26 protein-coding genes and 1 pseudogene are annotated in these 23,991 nt (G+C 57.4%); 25 read left to right on the plus strand and 2 right to left on the minus strand.

Translation table 11 applies throughout. The features are described from left to right. From ABY948_RS01605 to der, 19 genes are all read left to right on the plus strand, one after another. The coding region (locus tag ABY948_RS01605) for an RNA methyltransferase (protein WP_461480756.1) at window positions 1-690 on the plus strand (690 nt) is incomplete at its 5' end. 113 nt (window positions 691-803) lie between these two features. Further along, window positions 804-1,259: a Fe-S cluster assembly transcriptional regulator IscR gene (gene iscR, locus ABY948_RS01610; protein ID WP_461480757.1), complete on the plus strand. Its 456-nt coding sequence runs from the start codon at window positions 804-806 to the stop codon at window positions 1,257-1,259. A gap of 23 nt (window positions 1,260-1,282) precedes the next feature. Beyond that, window positions 1,283-2,497: an IscS subfamily cysteine desulfurase gene (locus tag ABY948_RS01615; protein WP_461480758.1), complete on the plus strand. Its 1,215-nt coding sequence runs from the start codon at window positions 1,283-1,285 to the stop codon at window positions 2,495-2,497. 17 nt (window positions 2,498-2,514) lie between these two features. Next, window positions 2,515-2,907, plus strand: coding sequence for a Fe-S cluster assembly scaffold IscU (gene iscU, locus ABY948_RS01620; protein ID WP_461480759.1), 393 nt, complete (start codon window positions 2,515-2,517; stop codon window positions 2,905-2,907). Window positions 2,908-2,944: 37 nt separating this feature from the next. Next, window positions 2,945-3,268: an iron-sulfur cluster assembly protein IscA gene (iscA, locus tag ABY948_RS01625; RefSeq protein ID WP_461480760.1), complete on the plus strand. Its 324-nt coding sequence runs from the start codon at window positions 2,945-2,947 to the stop codon at window positions 3,266-3,268. Between the two features lie 63 nt (window positions 3,269-3,331). Next, complete coding sequence (gene hscB / locus ABY948_RS01630) at window positions 3,332-3,859, plus strand: Fe-S protein assembly co-chaperone HscB (protein WP_461480761.1); 528 nt, start codon at window positions 3,332-3,334, stop codon at window positions 3,857-3,859. Between the two features lie 16 nt (window positions 3,860-3,875). Next, complete coding sequence (hscA, locus tag ABY948_RS01635; RefSeq protein WP_461480762.1) at window positions 3,876-5,744, plus strand: Fe-S protein assembly chaperone HscA; 1,869 nt, start codon at window positions 3,876-3,878, stop codon at window positions 5,742-5,744. 1 nt (window position 5,745) lies between these two features. Then, a complete protein-coding gene (gene fdx, locus ABY948_RS01640) occupies window positions 5,746-6,084 on the plus strand; it encodes an ISC system 2Fe-2S type ferredoxin (protein WP_461480763.1) in 339 nt (112 codons plus the stop codon). Window positions 6,085-6,100: 16 nt separating this feature from the next. Then, the gene (iscX, locus tag ABY948_RS01645; protein ID WP_461480764.1) at window positions 6,101-6,301 is read left to right on the plus strand and encodes a Fe-S cluster assembly protein IscX; all 201 of its coding nucleotides are present in this window, start codon (window positions 6,101-6,103) and stop codon (window positions 6,299-6,301) included. A 37-nt stretch (window positions 6,302-6,338) separates the two neighbouring features. Then, window positions 6,339-8,177 (plus strand): EAL domain-containing protein, encoded by a 1,839-nt coding sequence (locus ABY948_RS01650; RefSeq protein WP_461480765.1) that lies wholly within the window; start codon window positions 6,339-6,341, stop codon window positions 8,175-8,177. Between the two features lie 147 nt (window positions 8,178-8,324). Continuing rightward, a complete protein-coding gene (gene ndk, locus ABY948_RS01655; protein ID WP_461480766.1) occupies window positions 8,325-8,750 on the plus strand; it encodes a nucleoside-diphosphate kinase in 426 nt (141 codons plus the stop codon). Between the two features lie 38 nt (window positions 8,751-8,788). Then, window positions 8,789-9,955 carry a dual-specificity RNA methyltransferase RlmN gene (gene rlmN, locus ABY948_RS01660; RefSeq protein ID WP_461480767.1) on the plus strand — a complete coding sequence of 389 codons (1,167 nt, stop codon included), beginning with the start codon at window positions 8,789-8,791 and terminating at the stop codon, window positions 9,953-9,955. 34 nt (window positions 9,956-9,989) lie between these two features. Beyond that, complete coding sequence (pilW, locus tag ABY948_RS01665; RefSeq protein WP_461480768.1) at window positions 9,990-10,784, plus strand: type IV pilus biogenesis/stability protein PilW; 795 nt, start codon at window positions 9,990-9,992, stop codon at window positions 10,782-10,784. Continuing rightward, complete coding sequence (locus ABY948_RS01670; RefSeq protein ID WP_461480769.1) at window positions 10,768-11,607, plus strand: helix-turn-helix domain-containing protein; 840 nt, start codon at window positions 10,768-10,770, stop codon at window positions 11,605-11,607. Before pilW ends, ABY948_RS01670 begins: the two co-directional genes overlap by 17 nt. A 7-nt stretch (window positions 11,608-11,614) precedes the next feature. Beyond that, entirely contained in the window at window positions 11,615-12,727 is a 1,113-nt protein-coding gene (gene ispG, locus ABY948_RS01675) for a flavodoxin-dependent (E)-4-hydroxy-3-methylbut-2-enyl-diphosphate synthase (protein ID WP_461480770.1), read from the plus strand. Then, window positions 12,727-14,016, plus strand: a complete 1,290-nt coding sequence (gene hisS / locus ABY948_RS01680) for a histidine--tRNA ligase (protein ID WP_461480771.1) — start codon at window positions 12,727-12,729, stop codon at window positions 14,014-14,016. Before ispG ends, hisS begins: the two co-directional genes overlap by 1 nt. A gap of 2 nt (window positions 14,017-14,018) precedes the next feature. Then, on the plus strand, window positions 14,019-14,720 hold the full coding sequence (locus tag ABY948_RS01685) for a YfgM family protein (RefSeq protein ID WP_461480772.1): 702 nt from the start codon (window positions 14,019-14,021) through the stop codon (window positions 14,718-14,720). Beyond that, entirely contained in the window at window positions 14,720-15,886 is a 1,167-nt protein-coding gene (gene bamB / locus ABY948_RS01690) for an outer membrane protein assembly factor BamB (RefSeq protein ID WP_461480773.1), read from the plus strand. Before ABY948_RS01685 ends, bamB begins: the two co-directional genes overlap by 1 nt. A gap of 155 nt (window positions 15,887-16,041) precedes the next feature. Further along, a complete protein-coding gene (gene der, locus ABY948_RS01695) occupies window positions 16,042-17,436 on the plus strand; it encodes a ribosome biogenesis GTPase Der (RefSeq protein WP_461480774.1) in 1,395 nt (464 codons plus the stop codon). A 34-nt stretch (window positions 17,437-17,470) separates the two neighbouring features. Here the strand turns inward: der and ABY948_RS01700 are convergent, their stop codons facing one another. Beyond that, window positions 17,471-17,956 carry a hypothetical protein gene (locus ABY948_RS01700; RefSeq protein ID WP_461480775.1) on the minus strand — a complete coding sequence of 162 codons (486 nt, stop codon included), beginning with the start codon at window positions 17,954-17,956 and terminating at the stop codon, window positions 17,471-17,473. Window positions 17,957-18,187: 231 nt separating this feature from the next. Here ABY948_RS01700 and putP point away from each other — a divergent pair, with 231 nt between their 5' ends. The 6 genes and pseudogenes from putP (at window position 18,188) to ABY948_RS01730 (ending at window position 23,555) form a co-directional block, all read left to right on the plus strand. After that, entirely contained in the window at window positions 18,188-19,675 is a 1,488-nt protein-coding gene (gene putP / locus ABY948_RS01705) for a sodium/proline symporter PutP (protein ID WP_461480776.1), read from the plus strand. A 70-nt stretch (window positions 19,676-19,745) separates the two neighbouring features. Next, entirely contained in the window at window positions 19,746-20,573 is an 828-nt protein-coding gene (locus ABY948_RS01710; RefSeq protein ID WP_461480777.1) for a mechanosensitive ion channel family protein, read from the plus strand. A 14-nt stretch (window positions 20,574-20,587) separates the two neighbouring features. Then, complete coding sequence (locus ABY948_RS01715) at window positions 20,588-21,112, plus strand: O-acetyl-ADP-ribose deacetylase (protein WP_461480778.1); 525 nt, start codon at window positions 20,588-20,590, stop codon at window positions 21,110-21,112. Between the two features lie 243 nt (window positions 21,113-21,355). Then, window positions 21,356-21,880: a redoxin family protein gene (locus ABY948_RS01720; RefSeq protein ID WP_461480779.1), complete on the plus strand. Its 525-nt coding sequence runs from the start codon at window positions 21,356-21,358 to the stop codon at window positions 21,878-21,880. A gap of 289 nt (window positions 21,881-22,169) precedes the next feature. Beyond that, window positions 22,170-23,180, plus strand: a pseudogene (locus ABY948_RS01725) (lyase family protein); the annotation flags it as partial. Window positions 23,181-23,384: 204 nt separating this feature from the next. Beyond that, window positions 23,385-23,555 carry a hypothetical protein gene (locus tag ABY948_RS01730; RefSeq protein WP_461480794.1) on the plus strand — a complete coding sequence of 57 codons (171 nt, stop codon included), beginning with the start codon at window positions 23,385-23,387 and terminating at the stop codon, window positions 23,553-23,555. Between the two features lie 6 nt (window positions 23,556-23,561). On the opposite strand, the gene ABY948_RS01735 is transcribed toward ABY948_RS01730, so the two are convergent. Then, entirely contained in the window at window positions 23,562-23,939 is a 378-nt protein-coding gene (locus ABY948_RS01735) for a YkvA family protein (RefSeq protein WP_461480780.1), read from the minus strand. Window positions 23,940-23,991 lie beyond the last annotated feature (52 nt).

Below are 23,991 nucleotides of genomic sequence, written 5' to 3' on the forward strand. Positions count from 1 at the left end.
AAAAATATGGGTTTATCCCGGCTGTATCTGGTCGCCCCCAAGGACTATCCGGCAGATCGCGCTGTCTGGCGCGCGGCCAATGCCCTGGATGTACTGGATAATGCAGTGGTCCTGGACACCCTGGACGACGCCATTGCGTGCTGTGGCCTGGTGGTTGGAACCAGTGCCAGGGATCGCCGTATTCCCTGGCCGCTGTTGAATCCGCGCGAGTGCGGCGAGCGAGTCTGGCAAGAATCCGGCCAGCATGAGGTGGCAATCGTGTTTGGTCGCGAAGATCGCGGCCTCACCAACGACGAGCTGCACAAGTGTACCTATCACGTGCACATCCCCTCCAATCCCGACTACAGCTCCCTGAATTTGGCTGCGGCAGTGCAGGTGCTCTGCTATGAGGTGCGCATGGCTTCCCTGGCCGATGCGGAGGGTAGGTTGCCCGCGCTGACGGAATGGGATGTGCCGCCAGCCCGGGCGGAGGATCTCGAAATGTATTTTCAGCACCTTGAGCAGGCGCTGGTGGACATCGGCTTTCATGATCGGGACAACCCCCGCCAGACCATGGCGAGGCTGCGGCGCTTATACAGTCGCATCCGCCTCGATGAGATGGAGTTGTCCATTTTGCGCGGCGTACTGACAGGCATTCAGAATCTGGCTTTCAGGATGAAGAAGCTGACGGAGTCCCTCGGAGACAAGTGACAGGCCACCGTTAAAACCTACTAAATAAGTATGTTATTTACTTGACTAAAATAGTGGGTTTTTAGATAATGCACCCAGTCTTTTGGTCAACAAAACTCGGTGAGAGTAACGCTATGCGCCTGACAACCCGGGGCCGTTATGCGGTCACAGCCATGCTGGACCTGGCGCTTCATGGTGCCGATGGGCCAATTAGCCTGGCGGATATATCCCGGCGCCAGGAGATTTCCCTGTCCTACTTGGAACAGTTATTTGCCAAGTTGCGCCAGAATGATCTGGTGAGCAGTGTCAGGGGGCCTGGCGGGGGCTACCGTTTGGCCCGTGGTGGAGAATTAATCAATGTTGCCGAGATTATTGATGCGGTCAATGAATCCATTGATGCCACCAGTTGTAGCGGCAAGGGCAACTGCCAGAGCGGCGGCGTGTGTCTCACCCACTACCTGTGGGATGACCTGAGTCAACAGATTCACCGCTTTCTCAGCGGTATCACACTGGATGGTCTGGTGCATCAGCAGGAAGTCCAGAGGGTGGTGTTGCGCCAGGCCGAAGAAAGTGACTCAGCTAGCTGTTGAACAGGTTTACCAGGAGTAACTGAATGAAACTGCCGATTTATCTGGACTATTCCGCAACCACGCCGGTTGACCCCAGGGTCGCTGCCAAGATGGCTGAATGCCTGACGACAGACGGCAATTTCGGCAACCCGGCTTCCCGTTCCCACGTTTTTGGCTGGCGCTCTGAAGCGGCGGTGGAAGACGCCCGCGAACAGGTGGCGGCGCTGTTGAATGTCGATCCCCGGGAAATTGTCTGGACCTCCGGTGCGACCGAGGCGGATAACCTGGCGATCAAGGGGTGCGCGCACTTCAACCAGAAAAAAGGCCAACATATCATTACCTCGAAAATCGAGCACAAGGCGGTGCTGGATACCTGTCGCCAGCTGGAGCGGGAGGGATACGAGGTCACTTACCTGACGCCGGACGCCGAGGGGTTGATCCACCCCCAGGCAGTTGCCGATGCCATCCGTGAAGACACCACGCTGGTGTCACTGATGCACGTCAATAACGAGATCGGCACGATCAACGACATCGCGGCCATTGGTGAAATTTGCCGCGAGCGCAAGGTGTTTTTCCATGTGGATGCCGCCCAGAGTGCGGGCAAGGTTGAGATAGACATGGAAACAGTGAAGGTGGACATGATGTCGCTGTCTGCCCACAAGATTTATGGTCCCAAGGGTATTGGCGCGCTGTATGTGCGCCGCAAGCCGCGGGTGCGGATTGAATCGCAAATGCACGGCGGTGGCCACGAGCGCGGTATGCGCTCCGGTACGCTGCCGACTCACCAGATCGTCGGTATGGGGGAAGCCTTCCGTATCGCCCGTGAGGAAATGGCGGAGGAGAACCAGCGTGTTCTGGCTCTGCGCAACCGGTTGTGGCATGGCATTTCCGACATGGAGGCGGTATACCTGAACGGTTCGTTGAGCCAGCGGGTCGCGGGCAACCTGAACGTCAGTTTTGCCTACGTGGAAGGTGAGTCACTGATCATGGCGCTGAAGGATCTGGCGGTCTCTTCCGGTTCTGCCTGTACCTCTGCCAGCCTGGAGCCCTCCTATGTACTGCGAGCCCTGGGGCTGGAAGACGAATTGGCGCACAGTTCCATTCGCTTCTCGATCGGCCGTTTCACCACCGCCGAAGAGATTGACTATGCTATTGCCGGGGTGCGCGAGGCGGTGACCAAGCTGCGCGAACTGTCCCCGCTGTGGGATATGTACAAAGACGGCATCGACCTCAGTCAGGTCGAGTGGGCCGCCCACTAACGTTGAGGAATTGAATTATGTCTTACAGTGACAAGGTGCTCGATCACTACGAACATCCCCGCAACGTTGGCAAACTGGATGACAAGTCCAGCAATGTCGGTACGGGAATGGTGGGTGCACCCGCCTGTGGCGATGTGATGCGTCTGCAAATCCAGGTCAATGAGCAGGGTGTCATCGAGGATGCCAAGTTCAAGACCTATGGCTGTGGTTCCGCCATTGCCTCCAGCTCCCTGCTGACCGAGTGGGTCAAGGGCAAAACACTGGAGCAGGCCGCCGAGATCAAGAATACCCAGATTGCCGAAGAGTTAGCACTGCCGCCAGTGAAGATTCACTGCTCGGTGCTGGCGGAGGACGCCATCAAGGCGGCTGTCCGCGATATTCGCCACAAGCGCGGTGAGCAGACCGATTGATGAGCAGACTGAACAAGACGATATCAGGAGAGAAGTAATGGCAATCACCATGACCCAAGCCGCTGAGCAGCATATTATTCGACACCTTGCTCACCGGGGACACGGTATTGGTATTCGCCTCGGCGTCAAGACCACCGGCTGTTCGGGTTTGTCCTACGTGCTCGAATTCGTCGATGAACAGCATCCCGACGATGAAGTGTTCGACTGCGGCGATGCCAAGTTGTTTATCGATCCCAAGAGCCTGGCCTACCTGAATGGTACGGAACTGGATTTCGTCAAGGAAGGACTCAATGAGGGTTTCCAATTCAACAACCCCAACGTCAAGGAAGAGTGCGGCTGCGGCGAGAGTTTCCATATCTGACACTTTGCAGTCGCCGGGACGGCGCCTGCTTCTGGATCAATCTCTCAGACGGAGCCGTTTTCCGTGGACATCAGCAGTGATTATTTTGCAATATTCGGTTTCCCGGTCAGTTACGAGATTGACCTGAAGCTGCTGGCAGATCGTTATCGCAACCTGCAGCGCCAGTTTCACCCCGACAGGTATGCCGACAAGCCGGCGCGCGAGCAGCGTCTGGCCGAGCAGTATGCGTCTCTCGTCAATCAAGCCTACAGCGAATTGAAATCCCCCCTGCAGCGGGCGCAGTACATGCTGGCGCTGCAAGGTGTCGACGGCGGCAGTGACAGTGCCATTACCCGGGATCCGGCATTCCTGATGGAGCAGATGGCATTGCGTGAAGCCCTGGCAGAGGTGCGGGATGCGGCCGATCCTTTGAGCGCCCTGTCCCGGGTGGCCGACGATGCCTCCGGCCAGTATTCGATATTGCAACAGCAGTTTGCCCGGCAGCTGCAGGCGGGGGAATTGGAGCGCGCTCTGGAAACCGTGACCAGAATGCAATTTTTCAGCAAGCTGCTAAACGAAGTGAAGGCGCTTGAACAGGAACTAGATGAATAATGGGTGGTAAGTCCTAGTGGTTTTATTGCAGATTTCAGAACCGGGCCAGTCCCCTGAGCCGCACCAGCGTCGGCGGGCAGTGGGTATTGACCTGGGCACTACCAACTCGCTGGTGGCGACGGTCAGAAGTGGTACCCCGGAAACCCTGCCCGACGATCAGGGCCGCCATCTGTTGCCTTCGGTGGTGCATTATGCCGCCCATGGTGCCATTACGGTCGGTTGTGATGCGCTGTCCTGGGCCGTCGATGACAGCCTGAACACCCTGGGTTCCATCAAACGTTTTATGGGGCGCGGTGCTGCCGATGTGAAAACACTCGGTTGTCAGCTCCCCTACGAGTTGGTCGCCAGCGACAGCGGCATGCCAAATTTTCGCACGGTGGCGGGGGATATCAGTCCGGTTGCCGCCTCGGCGGAAATTCTCCGGACACTGGCCGATCGGGCTGAGGCGGCACTGGACGGCCCCCTGGACGGCGCCGTGATTACCGTGCCGGCCTATTTCGACGATGCCCAGCGACAGGCCACCAAGGACGCCGCCATGTTGGCCGGGATCAAGGTATTGCGGTTGCTCAATGAGCCGACTGCGGCCGCCGTTGCCTATGGCCTCGATCAGGGCGGGGAGGGTGTGATCGCCATTTATGATCTGGGCGGTGGCACCTTTGATATTTCCATCCTGCGTTTATCCCGCGGTGTCTTCGAGGTGTTGGCCACCGGTGGCGACTCCGCGCTGGGCGGTGACGATTTCGATCACGCCATTGCCGAATGGTGTTGTGAGCAGGCGGGACTGGGCGCTGATCTCGACCCCCATCGGCAGCGGGAGTTGATGGCGGCTGCCCGCCGGGCCAAGGAGGCGTTGGCAGAACAGCAGGTGGTTGATTTATCGGTGGCTGGCTGGCAGGGCAAGCTGGACCGGGACACCCTGAACAGGCTGGCCGATCCGCTGATAGATAAAACCCTGCGCGCCTGCCGGCGCACCCTGCGCGATGCCGATCTCGGTACCGACGACGTCGATGCAGTGGTGATGGTGGGCGGTTCAACCCGCATGCCGCGTGTCGGGGCGCGTGTCGCCGAGACGTTCGCCCGGGAACCGCTGGTGAACATCGACCCCGACCGCGTGGTCGCCATTGGCGCGGCGATTCAGGCGGATGTGCTGGTGGGCAATAAACCCGGCGACGAGATGTTGCTGCTGGATGTGATTCCCCTGTCCCTCGGGCTCGAAACCATGGGGGGGCTGATGGAAAAAGTCATTCACCGCAATACCACCATCCCCGTTGCCAAGGCGCAGGATTTCACCACCTACAAGGATGGGCAAACCGCCATGGCCATCCATGTGTTGCAGGGCGAAAGAGAACTGGTCTCCGACTGCCGCTCCCTGGCGCGCTTCGAATTGCGCGGCATTCCGCCGATGGTGGCCGGTGCCGCCAAAATTCGTGTCAAGTTTCAAGTGGATGCGGATGGCCTGCTCAACGTGTCCGCCAGGGAGCTGGGCAGTGGCGTGGAGGCGCATATCGAGGTCAAGCCTTCCTACGGATTGAACGATGAGGAAGTTACCCGGATGCTGCGGGAGTCTTACACCCATGCCCGGGATGACATGCAGTTGCGGGCATTGCGGGAGCAGCAGGTAGAGGCGGACCGATTGTACGAAGATCTCAGTTCGGCGCTGGCTCAGGATGGCCGGATATTGCTTGACGACAAGGAATACCATTGTCTGGAAGTCGCCCTGGCCGATCTCAAACAGGTGCGCGACAGCAACAGCCACCGGGAAATTGCCCGGCACATTGAGATGGCGTCGAAAACCAGTGAGGAATTTGCCGCCCGACGGATGAATGCCAGCATCAAGAAGGCGCTGGCCGGGCACAGCCTCGACGAGCTCGACAAGGACATTTGAGATGCCGAAAATTGTCTTTCTGCCCCATGAAACCATCTGTCCTGAAGGGGCGGTGATCGAGGTCGAGCCGGGTGAAAGTATCTGTGAGGCGGCGCTGCGCAACGATATTGAAATCGAGCACGCCTGTGAGATGTCCTGTGCCTGTACCACCTGCCATGTCTATATTCGCGAGGGCTTCGACTCCCTCGAAGAGGCCGACGAGCTAGAAGAGGACTACCTGGACAAAGCCTGGGGTGTGGACCCCGACTCCCGGCTGAGCTGCCAGGCGGTGGTCGCCGATCGGGATCTGATCGTTGAATTACCCAAATACACCCTTAATATGGTGTCGGAAAAACACTGACCGGAGCATGACTGCCATGACGCTCAAATGGACCGATGTGCTGGATCTCGCCATCGAGTTATCCGAGGCCCATCCGGATGTCGACCCCCATTACCTGAACTTTGTGGATTTGCGCAATTGGGTGATGGAATTAGACAATTTTGACGACGATCCCCAGCACTGTGGTGAAAAAATCCTCGAGGCCATCCAGATGGCATGGATTGAAGAACTCGATTAGAATGGGGCGCAGGATAAATCTTGGCTAAGGGGTAGGGATGAGCTCTAAAGAAGAGCTTTATAAAGTGCTGGTTGAAGCAGTTCCCTACGGCACCCTTTTCTTTGCCTATGGCGTCTGCGTCGACGCCAATCAGAACGCCCTCAAGCTGCTCGGCTGCGAACTCAAACAACTGATCGGGGCGTCCCTCGACAGTATCACCGGTGACGAGTCCACCGCCCTGGTCGATCTCAAACTACAGCTGAAAAAAGCGCTGCGGGAAAAACGCAACCAGCTCAGCTGGACCTATCCGGGCCAGGGCTATGACAACCCCATCGATATCGAAGTCGTCTATGTGACTGAAGACGGCAAGGAGATGGTGGTTATGCTCCATAGCCGGGGGGCCGACGCCGTCAGGCCAGCAGAAGAAACGCCCGCATTTGCTGATGCAGTAGCGCCGGTTGTGGAAAATCGCCGGCGCCCGCCCAGATCGACAGATCTGAAGGGCCCCGCAGACAATACCGAGGTGGTGTTGGAGGAGGATGGGCAGATTGTCTCGGATCGCCGGGTTTCCGATCGTCGCCTCAACAAGGGACCGGACCATTATTTTGACGGCTTGACCAGCCTGCCAAACCGACAGATGTTGGCGGAATCCCTGAACGACTTTCTCGCCGCCCATCAGGGTCAGCCAGTCTGTGCGGCCGTGATGATGCTGGATCTGGATCATTTCAAGGATATCAACGATTCCTGGGGGCACAGCGTGGGCGACCAGGTCATCAAGAAAATTGGCCAGGCGCTGTCCGGGCTGCTCGGTGGCGAGAACATGCTGGCCAGGATGAGCGGCGATGAATTCGTACTCTTTATACCCGAGTTGTCTGACGACCTGTCCAAGGCCGCCTGGGATGCCCAGGCAATCGCCGAGAAGCTCGGCGAAGCAGTGGCCAGTCCGATTTTTCTGGATGGGCACGAGGTGATTCTCACTGCCAGTATCGGCATCGCCCTGTTGACTGATGCCACCCACACTGCGGATCGGCTGCTGCAATACGCCGACACCGCCATGTACGAGGCGAAACGCAAGGGTCGCAACAGTATCGCCTTTTTTGACCCCTGTATTACCGAAAAAGCCCAGCGTCAGATCGGCATGAATACCCGCCTGCGCAAAGCCATGGATAATCACGAGTTCGTGTTGTACATCCAGCCGCAGATTTCTGTGGACACCGGGCAGCTGGTTGGCGGGGAAGCGCTGTTGCGCTGGATGAACTCCGACAAGATTACCAATATGCCGTCGGAATTTATTCCCGTGCTGGAATCTTCCGGGTTGATTGTCGATGTGGGGCGCTGGGTAATCCGCACCTCCTGCGAATACATTCGCAACTTTATCGACTTGGGTATCTGGCAGGACCACATGCGCCTGGGCATTAATATCAGCCCGCGCCAGTTCCGCGATCCCCAGTTGCTGGATATCGTTCAGCACAGTATGAGCAGCTACAACATCGATCCCAGTTACCTGAATTTTGAAGTGACGGAGAGCCTGGTGATTGAAGATGTGGAAGAAGCGATCAAGAAGATGAATGCCATCAAGGCGTTGGGCTCCATGTTCTCCATCGACGATTTTGGCATTGGCTATTCCTCGATGATTTATCTCAAGCGGCTGCCGTTCGACCAACTCAAAATTGATCGTGAGTTTATCCGCAACATTCACCGCGACCCCGAGAGCAGGGGCATTGTCGAAGCGATCATGGCGGTTTCAAAGCAGTACGGCCTCAAGGTGACCGCGGAAGGGGTGGAAAATCAGGAGGCGCTGGATATCCTCCGCGAGCTGGGTTGCCACTCCTACCAGGGCGCACATTTCAGTATGCCGGTGCCTTGCGAACGCTTTACCAAATTGCTGGCAGCCTAGCCGCAAGGTATTAGCGGAAATGGCCTCGGCTATTCCTTGTAACCCATTGTATCGGAGAGTAAAATGCCCCCCTTTTGATGCGGTGGGCCGGGCTGAAGGTGGGCGTGGTTCGCCGGGCTGTACAAATATTCCCTCTGGAGACCCTTAATGGCTATCGAACGTACCCTTTCTATCATCAAGCCCGACGCAGTTGCTAAAAATGTTATCGGTAAAATCTACAACCGTTTTGAAGAGGCCGGGCTGAAAATTGTGGCGGCAAAAATGCTGCAGCTCTCCGATGAGAAAGCCGGCGGTTTTTACGCCGAACACAAAGAGCGTCCGTTCTATGGCGACCTGGTGGGTTTTATGACCTCCGGTCCGGTGATGGTCCAGGTGTTGGAAGGTGACAACGCAGTTGCCGTCAACCGCGAACTGATGGGCGCCACCAATCCCAAAGAAGCAGCAGCGGGTAGCATTCGCGCAGATTTTGCTGAATCAATTGACGCCAACGCTGTCCATGGTTCTGATTCCACAACTTCTGCTGCACGTGAAGTGGCCTATTTCTTCGCTGAAGATGAAATCTGCCCCCGCTAAACCATGCCGAACACAAATGCCGTGAGGCAGGATAACTGATGACATCAGTCAATGCTGACATCAATCAGGCAGTGGAGCCCCAGCAGGCGAAAGTAAACCTGCTGGGGCTTTCTGCTGAAAAACTGGTCGAGTTTTTTGCCTCCCTGGGCGAAAAACCGTTTCGTGCTGCCCAGCTGATGAGGTGGATTCACCAGCTCGGTGTGGATGATTTTGCGCAGATGACCAATCTCTCGAAATCCCTGCGCCAGCAATTGCAAGAGAAAGCTGAAATCAGGGCGCCCGAGGTGGTATCGCAATACGATTCCGCCGATGGCACGCGCAAATGGATCATCCGGGTCAGCGGCGGCAGTTGCGTCGAAACCGTTTTCATCCCGGAGAAAGACCGCGGCACACTTTGTGTGTCATCGCAGGTGGGCTGTTCCCTGGACTGCAGCTTTTGCGCCACCGGCAAACAGGGTTTTAACCGCGATTTGACCGCTGCGGAGATCATCGGCCAGGTATGGATTGCCGCCAAGTCATTCGATTCGCTCCACGCGGGCGCCGAGCGGGTGGTCAGCAACGTGGTGATGATGGGGATGGGTGAGCCGTTGTTGAACTTTGACAACGTGGTCGATGCGATGTCACTGATGCTGCACGATTGCGCCTATGGCTTGTCAAAGCGGCGGGTGACCCTCAGTACCTCCGGCGTGGTGCCGGCGCTGGATCGACTGGGGGATGTCACTGACGTCTCCCTCGCCATTTCCCTGCATGCGCCAAACGATAAGTTGCGCGATGAACTGGTGCCCATCAACCGCAAATATCCCATTGCCATGTTGTTGGAGTCCGCCCGTCGCTATCTGGATAAAATGCCCGATACCCATCGCAAGATTACCGTGGAATACACGCTGATGGATCGCATCAACGATCGCGATGAACATGCCTATGAGCTGGCCAAGCTGCTCAAGGACACCCCCTGCAAGATCAACCTGATTCCGTTCAATCCGTTTGCCCAGTCCGACTATCGGCGGGTGACCAATACGGCATTAAACCGTTTCAGGGATATTCTCCACAAGGCGGGCTATACCGTTACCGTGCGTACCACCAGGGGTGACGATATCGCAGCGGCCTGTGGTCAGTTGGCGGGCAGCGTAAATGATAAAACCCGCCGCAGTGAACGTTACCAGCAGCGCCAGGCCGAGGAAACACCGGTCAGGTTTGTGGGTTAATGGCCATGTTGGCTAAACCTGGAGGGAAGGACGCATGACACAGCGGTTACGGCCAATACGTATTGCCCTGTTGTTTTCGATTGTGATGATGGCGGGTTGCACCAGTACCACCACAACCAATGGTGTCGCCAATGCCCAGGTCGACAGGGACAAGGCGCTGGAAAACCGCTTGCAACTGGCCCTTGGCTATATGTCCCAGGGCGATCGGGAAAGAGCCCGGCAACACCTCGAAAAAGCCATGGAAATAGACAGTCGCTCTGCCAAGGTAGAGGATGTCTGGGCACTGCTGTATCAACAGGAAATGGAGCTGGGCGAAGCTGAGGCGCATTACAAAAAGGCCTTGAGCTATGATCCGAATTTTACCCGCGGCCGCAATAATTACGGTATGTTTCTGCTGCGTCAGGAACGCTATGAAGAGGCGTACCAGCAGTTCAGACTCGGCTCCGAGGATCTCTCCTACCCAAAACGCGGCGAGATTTTCCTCAAGTCCGGGGTGACGGCAGTAAAACTCAATAAGCTGGCCGAGGCAGAACAGGCGTTGCAAAAAGCGGCAGTGCTTGAACCGCAGCTGTCACAGCCCTATCTGGAGCTGGCCGATATCGCTTACCAGCGGGGTGACTACCAGCGCGCGAGGCAATTGCTGGAAAAATACAATGAAAGTCGGCGCAGACCGACTCCCAGGGGACTTTGGCTGGGGGTAAGACTGGAAAATCAACTTGGCAACAAGGATGCGGAAGCGAGCCAGGGCTTGGCGTTGCGGAATTTGTTTCCCAATTCCCGTGAAAACCAGGAATATCAAAACTGGCTGAATGATGAAAAACACCGCTAAAAATGAGAACGATGAAACACAGGTCGAGCCGACGTTGACATCACCGGGGGCGCTACTGAGTCGCGCCCGCAAGGATAAGGGCCTCAGTCTTGATGACATGGTCACACACCTGGGGCTGCCGCGCCGGGTATTGAGCGCCCTTGAAGAGGATGAGTACGAGCGGCTGCCGACACCGATGTATGTCCGGGGCTATGTCAGGCGTTACTGTGCCCTGCTGGGATTGGCCGATACTCCGGTTCTGGAACTGGTTGAACAGCAATTCTCGGCACAGGGCATTGAAGAGCACAGACCGTCGTTGCGATTGCCCACCGCCCCCAAAAAGAACTTTCGTCCGACGGTGTTTATTGTGCCGCTGTTTGTGGTTTTGCTGGTGGTCGCTGCGGCCTTTGTCTGGGCGATACAGTCCAACAATGGCACCAATGTGGTGGCTCCGGAACCCTCTCAAACTGCGTCTATACCGGCTTTGGCCATGACGGCTCTCTCCAATAGCAGTGGCAACGAGCTGGACGTTTCCGAGTCCGAGCAACAGGCAGCCGGCATGTCGGAAGAGGGCGGCGATGAGGGTATGCGAACGCTTTCCATTCGGGTTGTCCAGCAGAGTTGGGTGGAGGTTTTTGATGCCGAAGGTGACATGCTGGTGGCGGATATCAAACCCTCTGGTTCTGACCTGGAGGTCACCGGGCGCGCACCGTTCAGCGTCACCCTGGGATATGCCCCGGGGGTGGAGATCAGCTACGGCGGTCAGACGGTGCCGGTGACAAAGATAGCCGGCGACAACACCGCGATCCTGAAAGTCGGTGATGAATACGCCGAGGAGCGTTAGTTAATCCATGCATTTTGAATCACCCATAGTTCGCAGGCAGTCCCGTCAGATCATGGTGGGCAATGTGCCGGTGGGCGGCGATGCGCCGATTTCCATCCAGAGCATGACCAATACCGAAACCACGGATGTGCCCGCCACGGTGGCGCAGATCAACCGGTTGGTGGCGGCCGGTGCCGATATCGTCAGGGTGTCGGTGCCCTCCATGGACGCAGCCGAGGCATTTGGCGCCATCAAGAAACAGGTCAGCGTGCCGCTGGTGGCCGATATCCACTTTGATTACCGCATCGCCCTGCGGGTGGCCGATCTGGGGGTCGATTGCCTGCGCATTAACCCCGGCAATATCGGCAGGGAAAAGCGCATCCAGGCGGTGGTGGAAAAAGCCCGCGATCTCAACATTCCGATCCGTATCGGTGTCAATGCCGGTTCCCTCGAGAAAGACCTGCAAAAAAAATACGGCGAACCGACGCCGGACGCCCTGGTGGAATCCGCCATGCGCCACGTGGCGATTCTCGACAGTTTTAATTTTCACAATTTCAAGTTGAGCCTGAAGGCCTCCGATATTTTTATGGCCGTGGCGGCCTACCGCAAAATCGCCACCCTGATCGACAACCCCCTGCATCTGGGGATTACCGAAGCGGGTGGTCTGCGCGGCGGCACCGTGAAGTCCTCGATCGGACTCGGCCTGCTGTTGATGGATGGCATCGGTGATACCCTGCGCGTCTCCCTGGCCGCCGATCCGGTGGAAGAGGTGAAAGTTGGCTGGGATATGCTGAAAAGCCTCAAACTGCGCAGCAAGGGCATCAACTTTATCGCCTGTCCCAGTTGCTCGCGGCAGAATTTTGACGTGGTCAAGACCATGAACGAGCTGGAAACCCGCCTGGAAGACATTACCGTTCCCATGGATGTGGCGGTGATCGGCTGTATCGTCAACGGCCCCGGGGAGGCCAAGGAAGTCGATCTCGGCTTGACCGGCGGCACTCCCAACAATCTGGTGTATATCGATGGCCAGCCCAGCCAGAAACTCGGTCAGGAAAACCTGGTGGATGAGCTGGAGCAATTGATTCGCAGCAAGGCGAGCCAGAAGGCCGCACAACAAGAAAAGCTGATAGCGAAGTCCTGATGAAAAAAATTCAATCCATTCGGGGGATGAATGACCTGCTCCCCGAAGAGTCCCCCGTTTGGCAGTATCTGGAGAAAACAGTGGCGCAGCTGCTGGGCCGGTATGGTTATCGGGAAATCCGTTTTCCCATCCTCGAACCCACCGAGTTGTTCAAACGCTCCATCGGCGAGGTCACCGATATTGTCGAAAAGGAGATGTATACCTTTGATGACCGCAACGGTGACAGCGTTACCCTGCGGCCCGAGGGCACAGCGGGTTGCGTGCGCGCCTGTGAACAGCACGGCCTGACCTTTAACCAGACCCAGCGCCTCTGGTATCAGGGGCCGATGTTTCGCTACGAGCGCCCCCAGAAGGGCCGCTTGCGCCAGTTTCACCAGATCGGCGTGGAAGCGTTTGGCCTGGACGGGCCGGACATCGACGCCGAACAGTTGGCGATGATCTGGCGCCTCTGGCAACAGCTGGGTGTCGACAAAGTGGTGACCCTGCAACTCAACTCCCTGGGCACGACAGCTTCCCGCGGCCGCTACCGGGAGGCCTTGGTGGCCTATCTGGAGCAGCGCCAGGAGCAGCTGGACGAAGACAGCCAGCGCCGTCTGTACAGCAATCCGATGCGCATTCTGGACAGTAAAAATGCCGACACCCAGGCGTTGCTGAATGATGCCCCCAGGCTGGAAGATTTTCTCGAGGATGAATCCCGCGAACACTTCCAGCAACTGCTGGCCCTGCTGGACGGGGCCGGGGTTCCGTATCAGATCAACCCCCGCCTGGTGCGCGGGCTGGATTATTACGGCAAGACGGTGTTTGAGTGGGTGACCGATGCGCTCGGAGCCCAGGGCACTGTCTGCGCCGGTGGCCGCTACGATGGCCTGGTCGAACAACTGGGCGGCAAGCACACACCGGCGGTGGGTTTCGCCATGGGCATAGAGCGCCTGGTATTGTTGCTTGACGCCGCTGGTGTGGTACCGGATAGTATCGCCCGGCAAGTGGACGTCTACCTTTTGGCCGCTGGCGATGTGCAGGCACAGGCGTTGCAGTTGGGCGAAACCCTGCGCAGCCAGTGTCCACAATTGCGTATCCTCAACCACTGCGGTGGTGGCAGCTTCAAGAGCCAGATGAAAAAAGCGGATCGATGTGGCGCGGAAATCGCCCTGCTCCTCGGTGAGGATGAGGCCGCCAGCGGCCAGGTGTCGGTCAAGTTTCTGCGGCAGGACAAACCCCAGCAAAGTATGAGCGTTGCCGCTGTGGTGGCCATGCTCAACCAACAAGTTTTACGTGAAGGCGAGGAGTAATCGTGGCAGAACATCTCAGCGAAGAAGAACAGCTGGAGAGTTTCAAGCGCTGGTGGAAAGAGAATGGTCTCTCCACAGTGATTGTGCTCGTACTCGCGGTGGGCGGGTATTTCGGTTGGGATTTGTGGAAAGACCATCGCCAGGCCCGTGCAGAGGCTGCCTCGGTGGTCTATCAGCAGATGATGGAAGCCGCGACCGTCAAACCGGGTGAAGCCCTGGAAGTGTCCCGTCATGAACTGGCGTCAGCCCTGGCCGAGCAACTGAAAAAGGATTACGCCTCTACCCAGTACGCCCGCTATGCGGCATTGTTGCTGGCGCGGTTGGCGGTGGAAAACAATGATCTGGAGGCTGCCGCACAACAGTTGCAGTGGGCACAGGACGGTGCCGATGAAGGCCTTTCCCTGATCATTAAACTGCGGCTGGCCAGGCTGGAGGCCGCCCGGGGCCATCTCGACGAGGCGATTGCGATGCTGGAGGGCATCGATGCACGTTCCATGGCCTCGGCCTATGCGGAAGCCATCGGTGATTTTCAGTTGATGAAGGGCGATAAAACGGCTGCCTATCAGGCTTATCGTGAAGCCCTGCAGACGCTGGTGCTCAACGATAACCAGACGCGCACCATTATCGAGCTCAAGCTCAATCACGTAGCGCCCGCCACTGAAGCTGCGGATGCTGCACCGCAGCAGACCGGGGGTGACAGTTGATGAAACGTCTTTCGTGGCTGTTGGTGGCCTGCCTGATGTTCTCGGGCTGTAGCTCCATCACTAACAAGCTGGGCAAAACTAAAACAGACGAAGCTGGAGAAAAAATTGCTCCGGCCGAGTTGGTGGATTTCCCGTCAGAAATCCAGATGCGCCAGCTCTGGTCAAACCATGCGGTGGGCAAGAACCTCTCTGTCAACGGCGGTATTCGCCCGGCGATGGAGGCCGGTGTTATCTATGTGGCGGACAGTCAGGGCACTGTGGCCGCTGTCGATGCCGGGACCGGTGAGCGGAAGTGGAAGGTCGAACTGGATAAAACCATCGGCGGTGCCGTTGGTGTCGGCAGCAATACCGTCCTGGTGGGCAGTACTGAGGGAGATGTTTTTGCCCTGGAGGCGGATAGCGGTGAGCAGCGCTGGCATGTTTATGTGACCAGCGAAGTGCTGGCGGCTCCGGGTGTCAGCGCTGATGTCGCGATTGTCCAGAGTCAGGATGGTCGCGTGGTGGGGCTGAACTTGGCCGACGGCAGCCAGCGCTGGCAGTTTAAAGCGGATGTTCCGGTACTGAGTTTGCGTGGCACCAGCCCCCCCGTGGTGACAGAGGATCTCTGTATCCTGAGTTTTGCCAATGGCAAAGTGCATGCACTGTCTCCGTCAACGGGTGCACAGGTATGGGAAAACCGGGTAGCGACGCCCCAGGGACGCACTGAACTTGAGCGCATGGTGGACCTTGACGGCCGACCTGTGCTGGTCGGCGATGTGCTGTACGCGGCAAGCTATCAGGGTCGCATCGGCGCGCTGGCGACTGCCTCCGGTCGGGGCATCTGGTACCAGGATGCGTCGACATCCCAGGATTTGGCCTATGGCCTGGAACAGGTCTATCTGGTTCAGAAAAATGATACAGTCAAAGCATTGCGCGCCAGCAGCGGCCAGCAAATCTGGCAAAATGACCAGCTTACCTATCGCAAGTTGGGCAGTCCCGCCGTGGTGGCCGGTTATATGGCGGTGGGCGATGCAGAGGGATACCTGCATGTCTTGTCCCAGACCGATGGCCGCTTTGTGGCCAGAACCAAAGTGGGTGCTGGTGTTGCGGCCCCCATGTTGGTGGATGGCAATATTCTCTATGTCCTGAATAATGGCGGTCGACTCACAGCATACAGCTTTGAGTGAGAGGCCGTCATTCACGACAAATGCCGCCCTTTTGCGAAGGGCGGCATTTGTGTTTTTCGGGATTGAATGAAATTGAGTGAGCAATACCACTAGCGGGCTGTACAGGTTGCTGAATAGGCCCGTGATGCCCCAGGCGAATTGTCGAGTACATTGAAATGATCCCAGTCATAGCACTGGTTGGCCGCCCCAATGTGGGCAAGTCGACTTTATTTAACAGATTGACCAAATCCCACGATGCCCTGGTTGCGAACTACCCGGGACTCACTCGCGATCGCAAGTACGGTGAGGGCGAGTTCCTTGGCCGACGTTATCTGCTGATTGATACCGGTGGTATTACCGGTGAGGAAGAGGGCATTGATTCGGCCATGGCCGCCCAGTCCATGCAGGCGATTGAGGAGGCCGATGCCGTGATGCTGGTGGTCGACAGCCGCGACGGCCTGACACCGGTGGATCGTCGGCTGGCGGAGTACCTGCGCCAGAAGGGCCGGCAGGTCTATCTGGTGGCCAACAAGATTGACGGCATCAATCCGGATGTGGCCATGGCGGATTTCTTCGAGCTTGGCATCTCCGACATCTATCCCACCACCGCGACCCACGGCCGCGGTGTCAGGCAGTTGATGGAGGCGGTGCTGGCGCCGTTCCCGGAAGTGCCAGAACCGGAGGCTGAGGATGAAGCCGCGCACGGCATCAAAATCGCGGTGATTGGCCGTCCCAACGTGGGCAAGTCCACCCTGGTCAACCGCTTGCTCGGTGAAGAGCGCGTGATTGTGTTCGACCTGCCGGGGACCACCCGGGACAGTATTTATATCGATTACGAGCGCGAAGGGAAAAGTTATACCCTGATTGACACGGCGGGTATTCGCCGCAGGAAAAATGTCTCCATGGTCGTGGAGAAATTCTCCATTGTAAAAACCTTGCAGGCCATTGACGATGCCAACGTCGTGGTGCTGCTGGTGGATGCCCAGGAGGGGCTGGTTGACCAGGACCTGCACCTGATGGGTACCGCCATTGAAGCGGGCCGGGCATTGGTGTTGGCGGTGAATAAATGGGATGGCCTCGATGCGGATAATAAAAGCCGGATCAAGTCAGAACTCCAGCGCCGCCTGCGATTCGTCGATTTTGCCGATATCCACTTTATTTCGGCACTCCACGGTACCGGGGTGGGGCACCTCTACGAATCCATCGAAAAGGCCTATGCCTCAGCTACCGATAAACTGGGCACCAACCGCCTCACCCGGATATTGCAGGACGCCGTCACGGAGCATCAGCCGCCGATGGTCAGGGGGCGGCGCATCAAATTGCGCTATGCCCATGCCGGCGGCAAGAATCCGCCGGTGATCGTGATTCACGGCAACCAGACCGATGAAGTACCCAGTCACTATACCCGCTATCTGGAAAAAGTTTTTCGCAAGGTTCTGGAGCTGCACGGCACGCCGGTAAAGATCGAATATCGTTCCAGTGATAATCCCTACGCGGGAAAGAAGAATAAGCTGACCGTAAGGCAGATGGCGAAGAAACGCCGCTTGATGAAACACGTCAAGAAAAAATAGCGCGGGAAAAGACCTCTAACAGAGGGGCCTTTCCTCAGGCCGCAGCCAGTGTTTCGTCGCGGATCAGTAGCTGATAGCTGGTCACAAAGTCGCGCACGGAACCATCGACCCTGGAGCGAAAGTGACGATGCCAGTAGGCGCCCAGGGCAGAAATGTTGGCGGGATTTGGCAGGGATTGCTCTGCCCGCCGATAGATCATCCAGGCGATCGCCGTCGCGTATTTCAGATTGGTCACCAGTTCTCCGTGGGGGTCCCTGAGGAAACTGTGTTGCCCGGCAATACCGCGTATGTCGCTGGCCAATTGTGGGTGGTGGATCAGGTACTTGTCCCATACCGCCCGGTGCATGGTCGGGGTAATGTGGTAAAGCCCGACCCGCTGTCCCTCGTGCCAGCCCCCCAGGCCAGACTCATGGGCGGCGGTGCCCATCAACAAATTCTCCGCGGCCATTGACCAGTCGTCCAGGTAGTGCAGCGTCTCCCGAATCACCAGATGGCGTAAATCCCCAGCAGTAAAAATCATAACCCAGCTCCTGACATTGATTTAATGTTGCTTTTAGAGCCTTACATTTTCTTTCATTATTATCAGGTTATGAATTTAAATTCAATTAGAAATTATAAATATTAAGTAACTTTATGAGCTGTTTTTCACGCAATTGATCATTTTATGATCAATTGCGTGCTGCAGATGGGGCGTGCGCCAGGCCAAAATCTGGGAAATAATGAATTCGTCATCCACAGCAGGGGAGATAGGTTGACTGAGCTCAATCTGCCCATGGCCTTAACCTTCCTCGGCTACCTGTTGGTAGTGCTGGCCATTGGCGTGGTCGCCTGGTTCAAGACACACACGGCAGCGGACTATTTTCTCGGCGGTCGCAAGCTCTCGGCCGGTGTGGCCGCGCTGAGCGCCGGGGCCTCCGATATGAGTGGCTGGGTGTTGTTGGGGTTGCCCGGATACGCCTACCTGGCAGGTGTCGAGGCCGCCTGGATTGCACTGGGTCTCTGTATCGGCGTGGCGCTCAACTGGTTGCTGATGGCGCGGCGGTTGCGGATATACAGCTTTTACCTGGAGGATGCGGTGACGCTGCCCTGTTATCTCCATCGCCGCTTTCAGTGCCCGGGGCCCTGGCTGAAGCTCCTTGCCTCGCTGTTTATCCTGTTGTTTTTTCTGTTCTACGTGAGCTCCGGTTTGATCGGTGCCGGCAAGTTGTTTGTTGCTGTGTTTGGCTTCGACTATCGCCTGTCGGTACTGCTGGGCGCTGCGATCATTATTTTTTACACCCTGTTTGGCGGCTTCCTGGCGGTTTCCTGGACCGATGTGTTTCAGTCACTGTTGATGGTCCTGGCGTTGCTGGTAGTGCCCATACTGGCGCTGCAGGCGCTGGGTGGATACGGACAACTCACCGCGAGGGTGGAGGGTATCAATCCAGCCCTGTTGTCATTCGGCACTGACCGCCAGGGGCAACCGCTCACCGGGCTGGCCATTGCCAGCCTCCTGGGTTGGGGCCTCGCCTACTTTGGGCAGCCACACATCCTGGCTCGCTTCAAGGCCATTCATTCCCCACGGCAATTGAAAACGGCCGCGGCCATAGGGATCAGCTGGTCAGTACTGGTTTATGGCACTTCCCTGGCCGTCGGCGTGACGGGGTTGGCACTGGTGGAACCCCCGCTGGTCGATTCGGAACAGGTGTTCATGGTGATGGTCCGGATGCTGTTTCATCCCCTGATGGCGGGTTTTATGTTGTCGGCTATCCTCGCGGCGATTATGAGCACGGTGGATTCGCAGCTGCTGGCTAGCTCGTCGACGCTCGCTGAAGATTTGTATCCGCTGCTGAGCGGCCGCCGCTTGTCGGAAACCGGGCGGGTGCTGACCGGCAGGTGGGCTGTAGCGGTCATCGCCGCAGTCGCCACCGGTGTAGCGATGGACCCTGACAGCAAGGTGCTGGACGTGGTGGCCTATGCCTGGGGCGGGCTGGGCGCCGCATTGGGACCGGCAATGTTGCTGAGTTTGTACTGGCGGCGCATGAATTGGCAGGGCGCACTGGCCGGTGTCATGGTGGGCGGTTTGACCGTGATTGTCTGGAAGCCCCTGGAGGGAGGCTGGTTTGACCTGTACGAACTGGTGCCCGGATTTTTCTTTTCCTGCGCAGCCATTGTCCTGGTCAGTTTCTGCACCGCACCCCCAGCGGCGCCAATACAGCAGGATTTTAGCCGGGTGACAGCCGTGGTGCGGACACCCTGAGCGCCAACCCGGTCAATGTCGTGAAGCGTATTTTGCGGCGCACAATAAATTAAAAAATGAGGACTTTATTATGGAAAAACAGCAGACACTCATGGATGGTGCGACGGCTTTGCTGATGGCCTATGGCGGCAAGCTGCTGCTGGCGTTGTTGGTATTGCTGGGCGGCTGGTGGCTGATCGGCAGGGCGCTTTATTTTCTCGACAGGGGGCTGGCCAGAAGCCATGCGGAGAAGACCCTGAGAACCTTTTTGCACAGTTTTACCAATATTCTGCTGAAAGGCGTGTTGCTGGTCATTATCGCCTCCATGGTGGGCGTCGAGACAGCTTCGCTGATTGCCCTGCTGGGTGCGGCGGGACTGGCCGTCGGACTGGCTCTGCAGGGCAGCCTGGCCAATTTCGCCGGTGGTGTGTTGATCCTGTTCTTTAAACCCTTCAAGGCGGGGGACGAGATCGAGGCCCAGGGCTACCGGGGCGTGGTGGAAGAAATCCAGATTTTCAACACCATCCTGAAAACCCGCGACAACGAAGTGGTGGTGATCCCCAACGGTATCCTTTCCAACGGCTGCCTTAAAAACATCTTTGCTGAACCGACCCGCCGGGTGGATATGACCTTCAGCATCAGTTACGAGGACGATATTCTCAAGGCCAGGCAGGTCATTCGCCAGGTGCTGGATGCCAACCCCAAGGTGTTTTCTACACCGCCCGCCGATATCTTTGTCAGTGCCCATGGGGAAAGTGCCATCAATCTGCTGGTGCGTCCCTGGTGTGCGTCAAAGGATTACTGGGAAGTCTATTTTGGCACCATAGAGGAACTCAAACTGGCCTTTGACCGCGAGGGCATTACCATTCCGTTCCCGCAGCGGGATGTCCATATCAAGGCGGGGCGCTCGCCAGTTTAGCCGGGGGCAATTTAATGGATCCCATAGAAGTGGTGATTGGCGATATTGCGACCCTCCCCGTGGCGGCTGTGGTCAATGCCGCCAATAGCCAGCTGGCCGGCGGCGGTGGTGTCGATGGCGCCATTCACCGGGCGGCGGGCTACCGGCAGCTCCAGGATGCCTGTCGCAAGTTGGGCGCTTGTCCCACCGGGCAGGTCAAGGTGACTCCGGGCTTCAACCTCCCGGCGCAATATATTTTTCACGCGGTGGGGCCGGTCTGGCACGGCGGCGATCGGGGGGAGCCGCAACAGCTCGCCAGCTGTTACCGCCGCGCCATGGCACTGGCCCAGCAGCTGGGCATCAACAGCATCGCCTTTCCCGCCATCAGTTGCGGCGTCTACGGTTATCCCGCCGAGCTGGCTGTGCCCGTCGCCATTGAGGCAGTGCGGGCCGCCCTGGGAAACAATGCCAGGTTGCAACAGGTGATTTTCTGTTGTTTTGACCCGGCAATGGCAGAGCGGTACCGGCGTTATCTGCATTCTCTCCAGCGAGGGAGTTAAAGCGCAATGTATAACAGACAACGGTTCCAATACCCCATGCTGAGGGGGTTGGCAGTTGAACGGCTTGCAGTGGGCATGGTTAGCCCCTTGTTGTTAACGGCCGATATAAAAAACTATCTATTCGATATGAATAATTAATTTTTGCAATCTACTAATCTTGATTAATATTCACTGCAACAAAAGAGTTGGCTGTAGCCCACAACTGGCAAGCAAGGCCCATTTGATCAACTATGGAGAGATGATATGCAAAACCGTGTTCCCAACGTCGTTTTCAAAACCCGTGTCCGCAATGAAGCCCTGGGCGGCCCGAATCCCTTTGAGTGGAAAGACCTGAGCAGCGATGACATCTTTAAGGGCAAAAATGTGGTGGTGTTCTCACTGCCCGGTGCCTTTACCCCCACCTGCTCCACTTCACACCTGCCTCGGTATGAAGAACTCTACGAGGAATTCAAGGCGCAGGGGGTCGATGCGGTGGTCTGTGTGTCGGTGAACGATGCGTTTGTGATGTTCCAGTGGGGCAAAAGCCAAAATGCCAGGAACGTGTTCCTGTTGCCGGATGGCAACGCCGAGTTCACCCGCAAAATGGGCATGCTGGTGGATAAGCACAACCTTGGTTTCGGTCAGCGCAGCTGGCGTTATTCCATGTATGTTCAGGATGGCGAGATCAAGCAGTTTTTCGTCGAGCCGGGGTTCGAGGACAACTGTCAAACTGACCCCTTTGAAGTGTCTGACGCGGATACCATGTTGAACTACCTGAAAAGCCGCTGACAGGTGAGATGGCGGGGGAAGTGGAATTGGCAGATTTCGTTCCCCTTTTATGGCGAAGTCCCGTAGCGACGGAACACCACGGGTTTACCCGTGGATGAATGCCATCTGCAAATCTCATTACGTAGTTTTGAGATTTGCTTCGACCCGCAGAGGGTCGAAGCACCATAGAACCCCGGCTTTAGCCGGGAGAATCTATGTTGCCGAAATTCCGGCACTGGGCTCTGTATGGCTTAGAACTATAGAGAGGAGCCGCGAAAGGTAGACCTCCATATTCCAATAGGTGAGCGTCATGAAATACCGCAGCGAAAATGATTCCCTGGGTAGCGTGAAAGTCCCCGAGCACGCCCTTTGGGGTGCCCAGACCCAGCGCGCCAGTGAGAATTTCCCCCACCTGGGGTACGGTATGCCCTGGGGTGTCATCGAAGCGCTGGCGACGATCAAGAAAGCGGCGGCCCTGGCCAATGGGGAGTTGGGTGAGCTGGATACTGCCCTGAAAAACCTCATTGTCCAGGCCTGTGATGAAGTACTGGCCCGCCAGCACGACAAGCAGTTTCCCCTGCCGGTGTGGTAGAGTGGCAGCGGCACCCAGAGCAACATGAATGTGAACGAGGTGATTGCCAACCGCGCCAATGAAATAGCCGGCGGCCGGCGCGGCGACAAACAGCCGGTACACCCCAACGATCATGTCAATCGCTCACAATCTTCCAACGACGTCTTTCCCACGGCCATGCATCTGGCGGCGTTGGTGGCCATGGAGCGGCAGCTGCTACCCGCTGTCGGGCAACTCAGAACAGCGCTGCAGGACAAATCCAGCGCCTTTGCCGGCAGCTGGAAGGTCGGTAGAACCCACCTGATGGACGCCGCACCCATGACCCTGGGACAGGAGTTCAGTGGTTATGTCGCCCAGCTGGACATCAGCACGGCTCAGTTACGGCTCGCCATGGAGGGGCTCTACCCCCTGGCGATAGGCGGCACCGCCGTCGGTACCGGTTTGAATACCCCGCCGGGTTGGCAGGTTTCGGTGATTGCGCAACTGCGTACCTTGACCGGCCTGCCGCTCAGCTTGGCTCCCAATAAATTCACAGCATTGTCCAGTCACGGCCCACTGTTAGCGGCCAGTGGCGCGTTGCGCCAGCTCGCGTCGGACCTGCTGGTGATGGGCAACAATCTGCGCATGCTGGCCAGCGGCCCCCGGGCGGGCCTGGGTGAGATCCAGTTGCCGGCCAATGAGCCGGGCAGCTCGATCATGCCGGGCAAGGTGAACCCCACCCAAATTGAGTCGATCACCATGATTGCCGTGCAGGTTCTGGGTTTCGATGCGGCGATTGCCTCGGCCTGTTCCCAGGGCCACTTGCAGTTGAATGTGTTCAAGCCGCTGATCATTTATAACCTGCTGTCAGCCATAGAGTTACTGGCCGACGGCATGACCCATTTTGTCCGGGATTGCGTCAGTGGGCTGGAATGCAACAGCGAACAGCTGGCCACCAATGTCGAGCGTTCCCTGATGATTGTCACGGCGCTGACGCCACAGTTGGGTTACGACAAGGCTGCGGAGATCGCCAAGTATGCCCAGCAACACAACCAGACAATCCGTCAGGTGCTGGTGGCGCAAAATATTCTCAGTGGTGAGGAGTTCGACCGGTTGGTGAAGCTTCACGTGTTGTCGGGAAACTGATGTGACTCAGCTGTCCTGATCGCCGCCAAACCAGTGGTTGAGGCGTGTGCCGGCGCGCAGTTTGACATCGTCGTCAATGTAATTGGCGATGGTGGCGACCGCCGCCAGGATGGCAGCCAGATCATCGGTATAACCGGTCCCCGGGATGAAATCCGGAATGGTGTCCGTCGGCAGGATAAAGTAGGCGAGGGCGCTATACACCGCGGCCTTGGCCCAGGCGGGCGTATCGGGCCTGCGGGAGGCGTAGTACAGCCACAGGCTTTTCTCCACCAGCTCCCTGCCCGCGGCGGTGGCGGCGTGTTTGAGCTTGATCCAGAAATCCGTGCCGGAGTAGTGATGCTCCACCCCGGCTTTTTTGAGTGATGTGCCTGTTTTGATGTTCATGAACTAAAGAGTAGTCCGCCTCTTTGGCTCGTCAAAGTCCGTTCGGCGAACA

Source organism: Porticoccus sp. (assembly GCF_041592135.1).
Lineage (GTDB): Bacteria > Pseudomonadota > Gammaproteobacteria > Pseudomonadales > Porticoccaceae > Porticoccus.

What these genes read in the sequence shown, in the direction of transcription:
- iscR (WP_461480757.1), top strand. Translation starts at nt 804, where the DNA reads ATGCGCCTGACAACCCGGGGCCGTTATGCGGTCACAGCCATGCTGGAC.
- ABY948_RS01615 (WP_461480758.1), top strand. Translation starts at nt 1,283, where the DNA reads ATGAAACTGCCGATTTATCTGGACTATTCCGCAACCACGCCGGTTGAC.
- iscU (WP_461480759.1), top strand. Translation starts at nt 2,515, where the DNA reads ATGTCTTACAGTGACAAGGTGCTCGATCACTACGAACATCCCCGCAAC.
- iscA (WP_461480760.1), top strand. Translation starts at nt 2,945, where the DNA reads ATGGCAATCACCATGACCCAAGCCGCTGAGCAGCATATTATTCGACAC.
- fdx (WP_461480763.1), top strand. Translation starts at nt 5,746, where the DNA reads ATGCCGAAAATTGTCTTTCTGCCCCATGAAACCATCTGTCCTGAAGGG.
- iscX (WP_461480764.1), top strand. Translation starts at nt 6,101, where the DNA reads ATGACGCTCAAATGGACCGATGTGCTGGATCTCGCCATCGAGTTATCC.
- ABY948_RS01650 (WP_461480765.1), top strand. Translation starts at nt 6,339, where the DNA reads ATGAGCTCTAAAGAAGAGCTTTATAAAGTGCTGGTTGAAGCAGTTCCC.
- ndk (WP_461480766.1), top strand. Translation starts at nt 8,325, where the DNA reads ATGGCTATCGAACGTACCCTTTCTATCATCAAGCCCGACGCAGTTGCT.
- rlmN (WP_461480767.1), top strand. Translation starts at nt 8,789, where the DNA reads ATGACATCAGTCAATGCTGACATCAATCAGGCAGTGGAGCCCCAGCAG.
- pilW (WP_461480768.1), top strand. Translation starts at nt 9,990, where the DNA reads ATGACACAGCGGTTACGGCCAATACGTATTGCCCTGTTGTTTTCGATT.
- ABY948_RS01670 (WP_461480769.1), top strand. Translation starts at nt 10,768, where the DNA reads ATGAAAAACACCGCTAAAAATGAGAACGATGAAACACAGGTCGAGCCG.
- ispG (WP_461480770.1), top strand. Translation starts at nt 11,615, where the DNA reads ATGCATTTTGAATCACCCATAGTTCGCAGGCAGTCCCGTCAGATCATG.
- hisS (WP_461480771.1), top strand. Translation starts at nt 12,727, where the DNA reads ATGAAAAAAATTCAATCCATTCGGGGGATGAATGACCTGCTCCCCGAA.
- bamB (WP_461480773.1), top strand. Translation starts at nt 14,720, where the DNA reads ATGAAACGTCTTTCGTGGCTGTTGGTGGCCTGCCTGATGTTCTCGGGC.
- der (WP_461480774.1), top strand. Translation starts at nt 16,042, where the DNA reads ATGATCCCAGTCATAGCACTGGTTGGCCGCCCCAATGTGGGCAAGTCG.
- ABY948_RS01700 (WP_461480775.1), bottom strand. Translation starts at nt 17,956, where the DNA reads ATGATTTTTACTGCTGGGGATTTACGCCATCTGGTGATTCGGGAGACG.
- ABY948_RS01710 (WP_461480777.1), top strand. Translation starts at nt 19,746, where the DNA reads ATGGAAAAACAGCAGACACTCATGGATGGTGCGACGGCTTTGCTGATG.
- ABY948_RS01715 (WP_461480778.1), top strand. Translation starts at nt 20,588, where the DNA reads ATGGATCCCATAGAAGTGGTGATTGGCGATATTGCGACCCTCCCCGTG.
- ABY948_RS01720 (WP_461480779.1), top strand. Translation starts at nt 21,356, where the DNA reads ATGCAAAACCGTGTTCCCAACGTCGTTTTCAAAACCCGTGTCCGCAAT.
- ABY948_RS01730 (WP_461480794.1), top strand. Translation starts at nt 23,385, where the DNA reads ATGATTGTCACGGCGCTGACGCCACAGTTGGGTTACGACAAGGCTGCG.
- ABY948_RS01735 (WP_461480780.1), bottom strand. Translation starts at nt 23,939, where the DNA reads ATGAACATCAAAACAGGCACATCACTCAAAAAAGCCGGGGTGGAGCAT.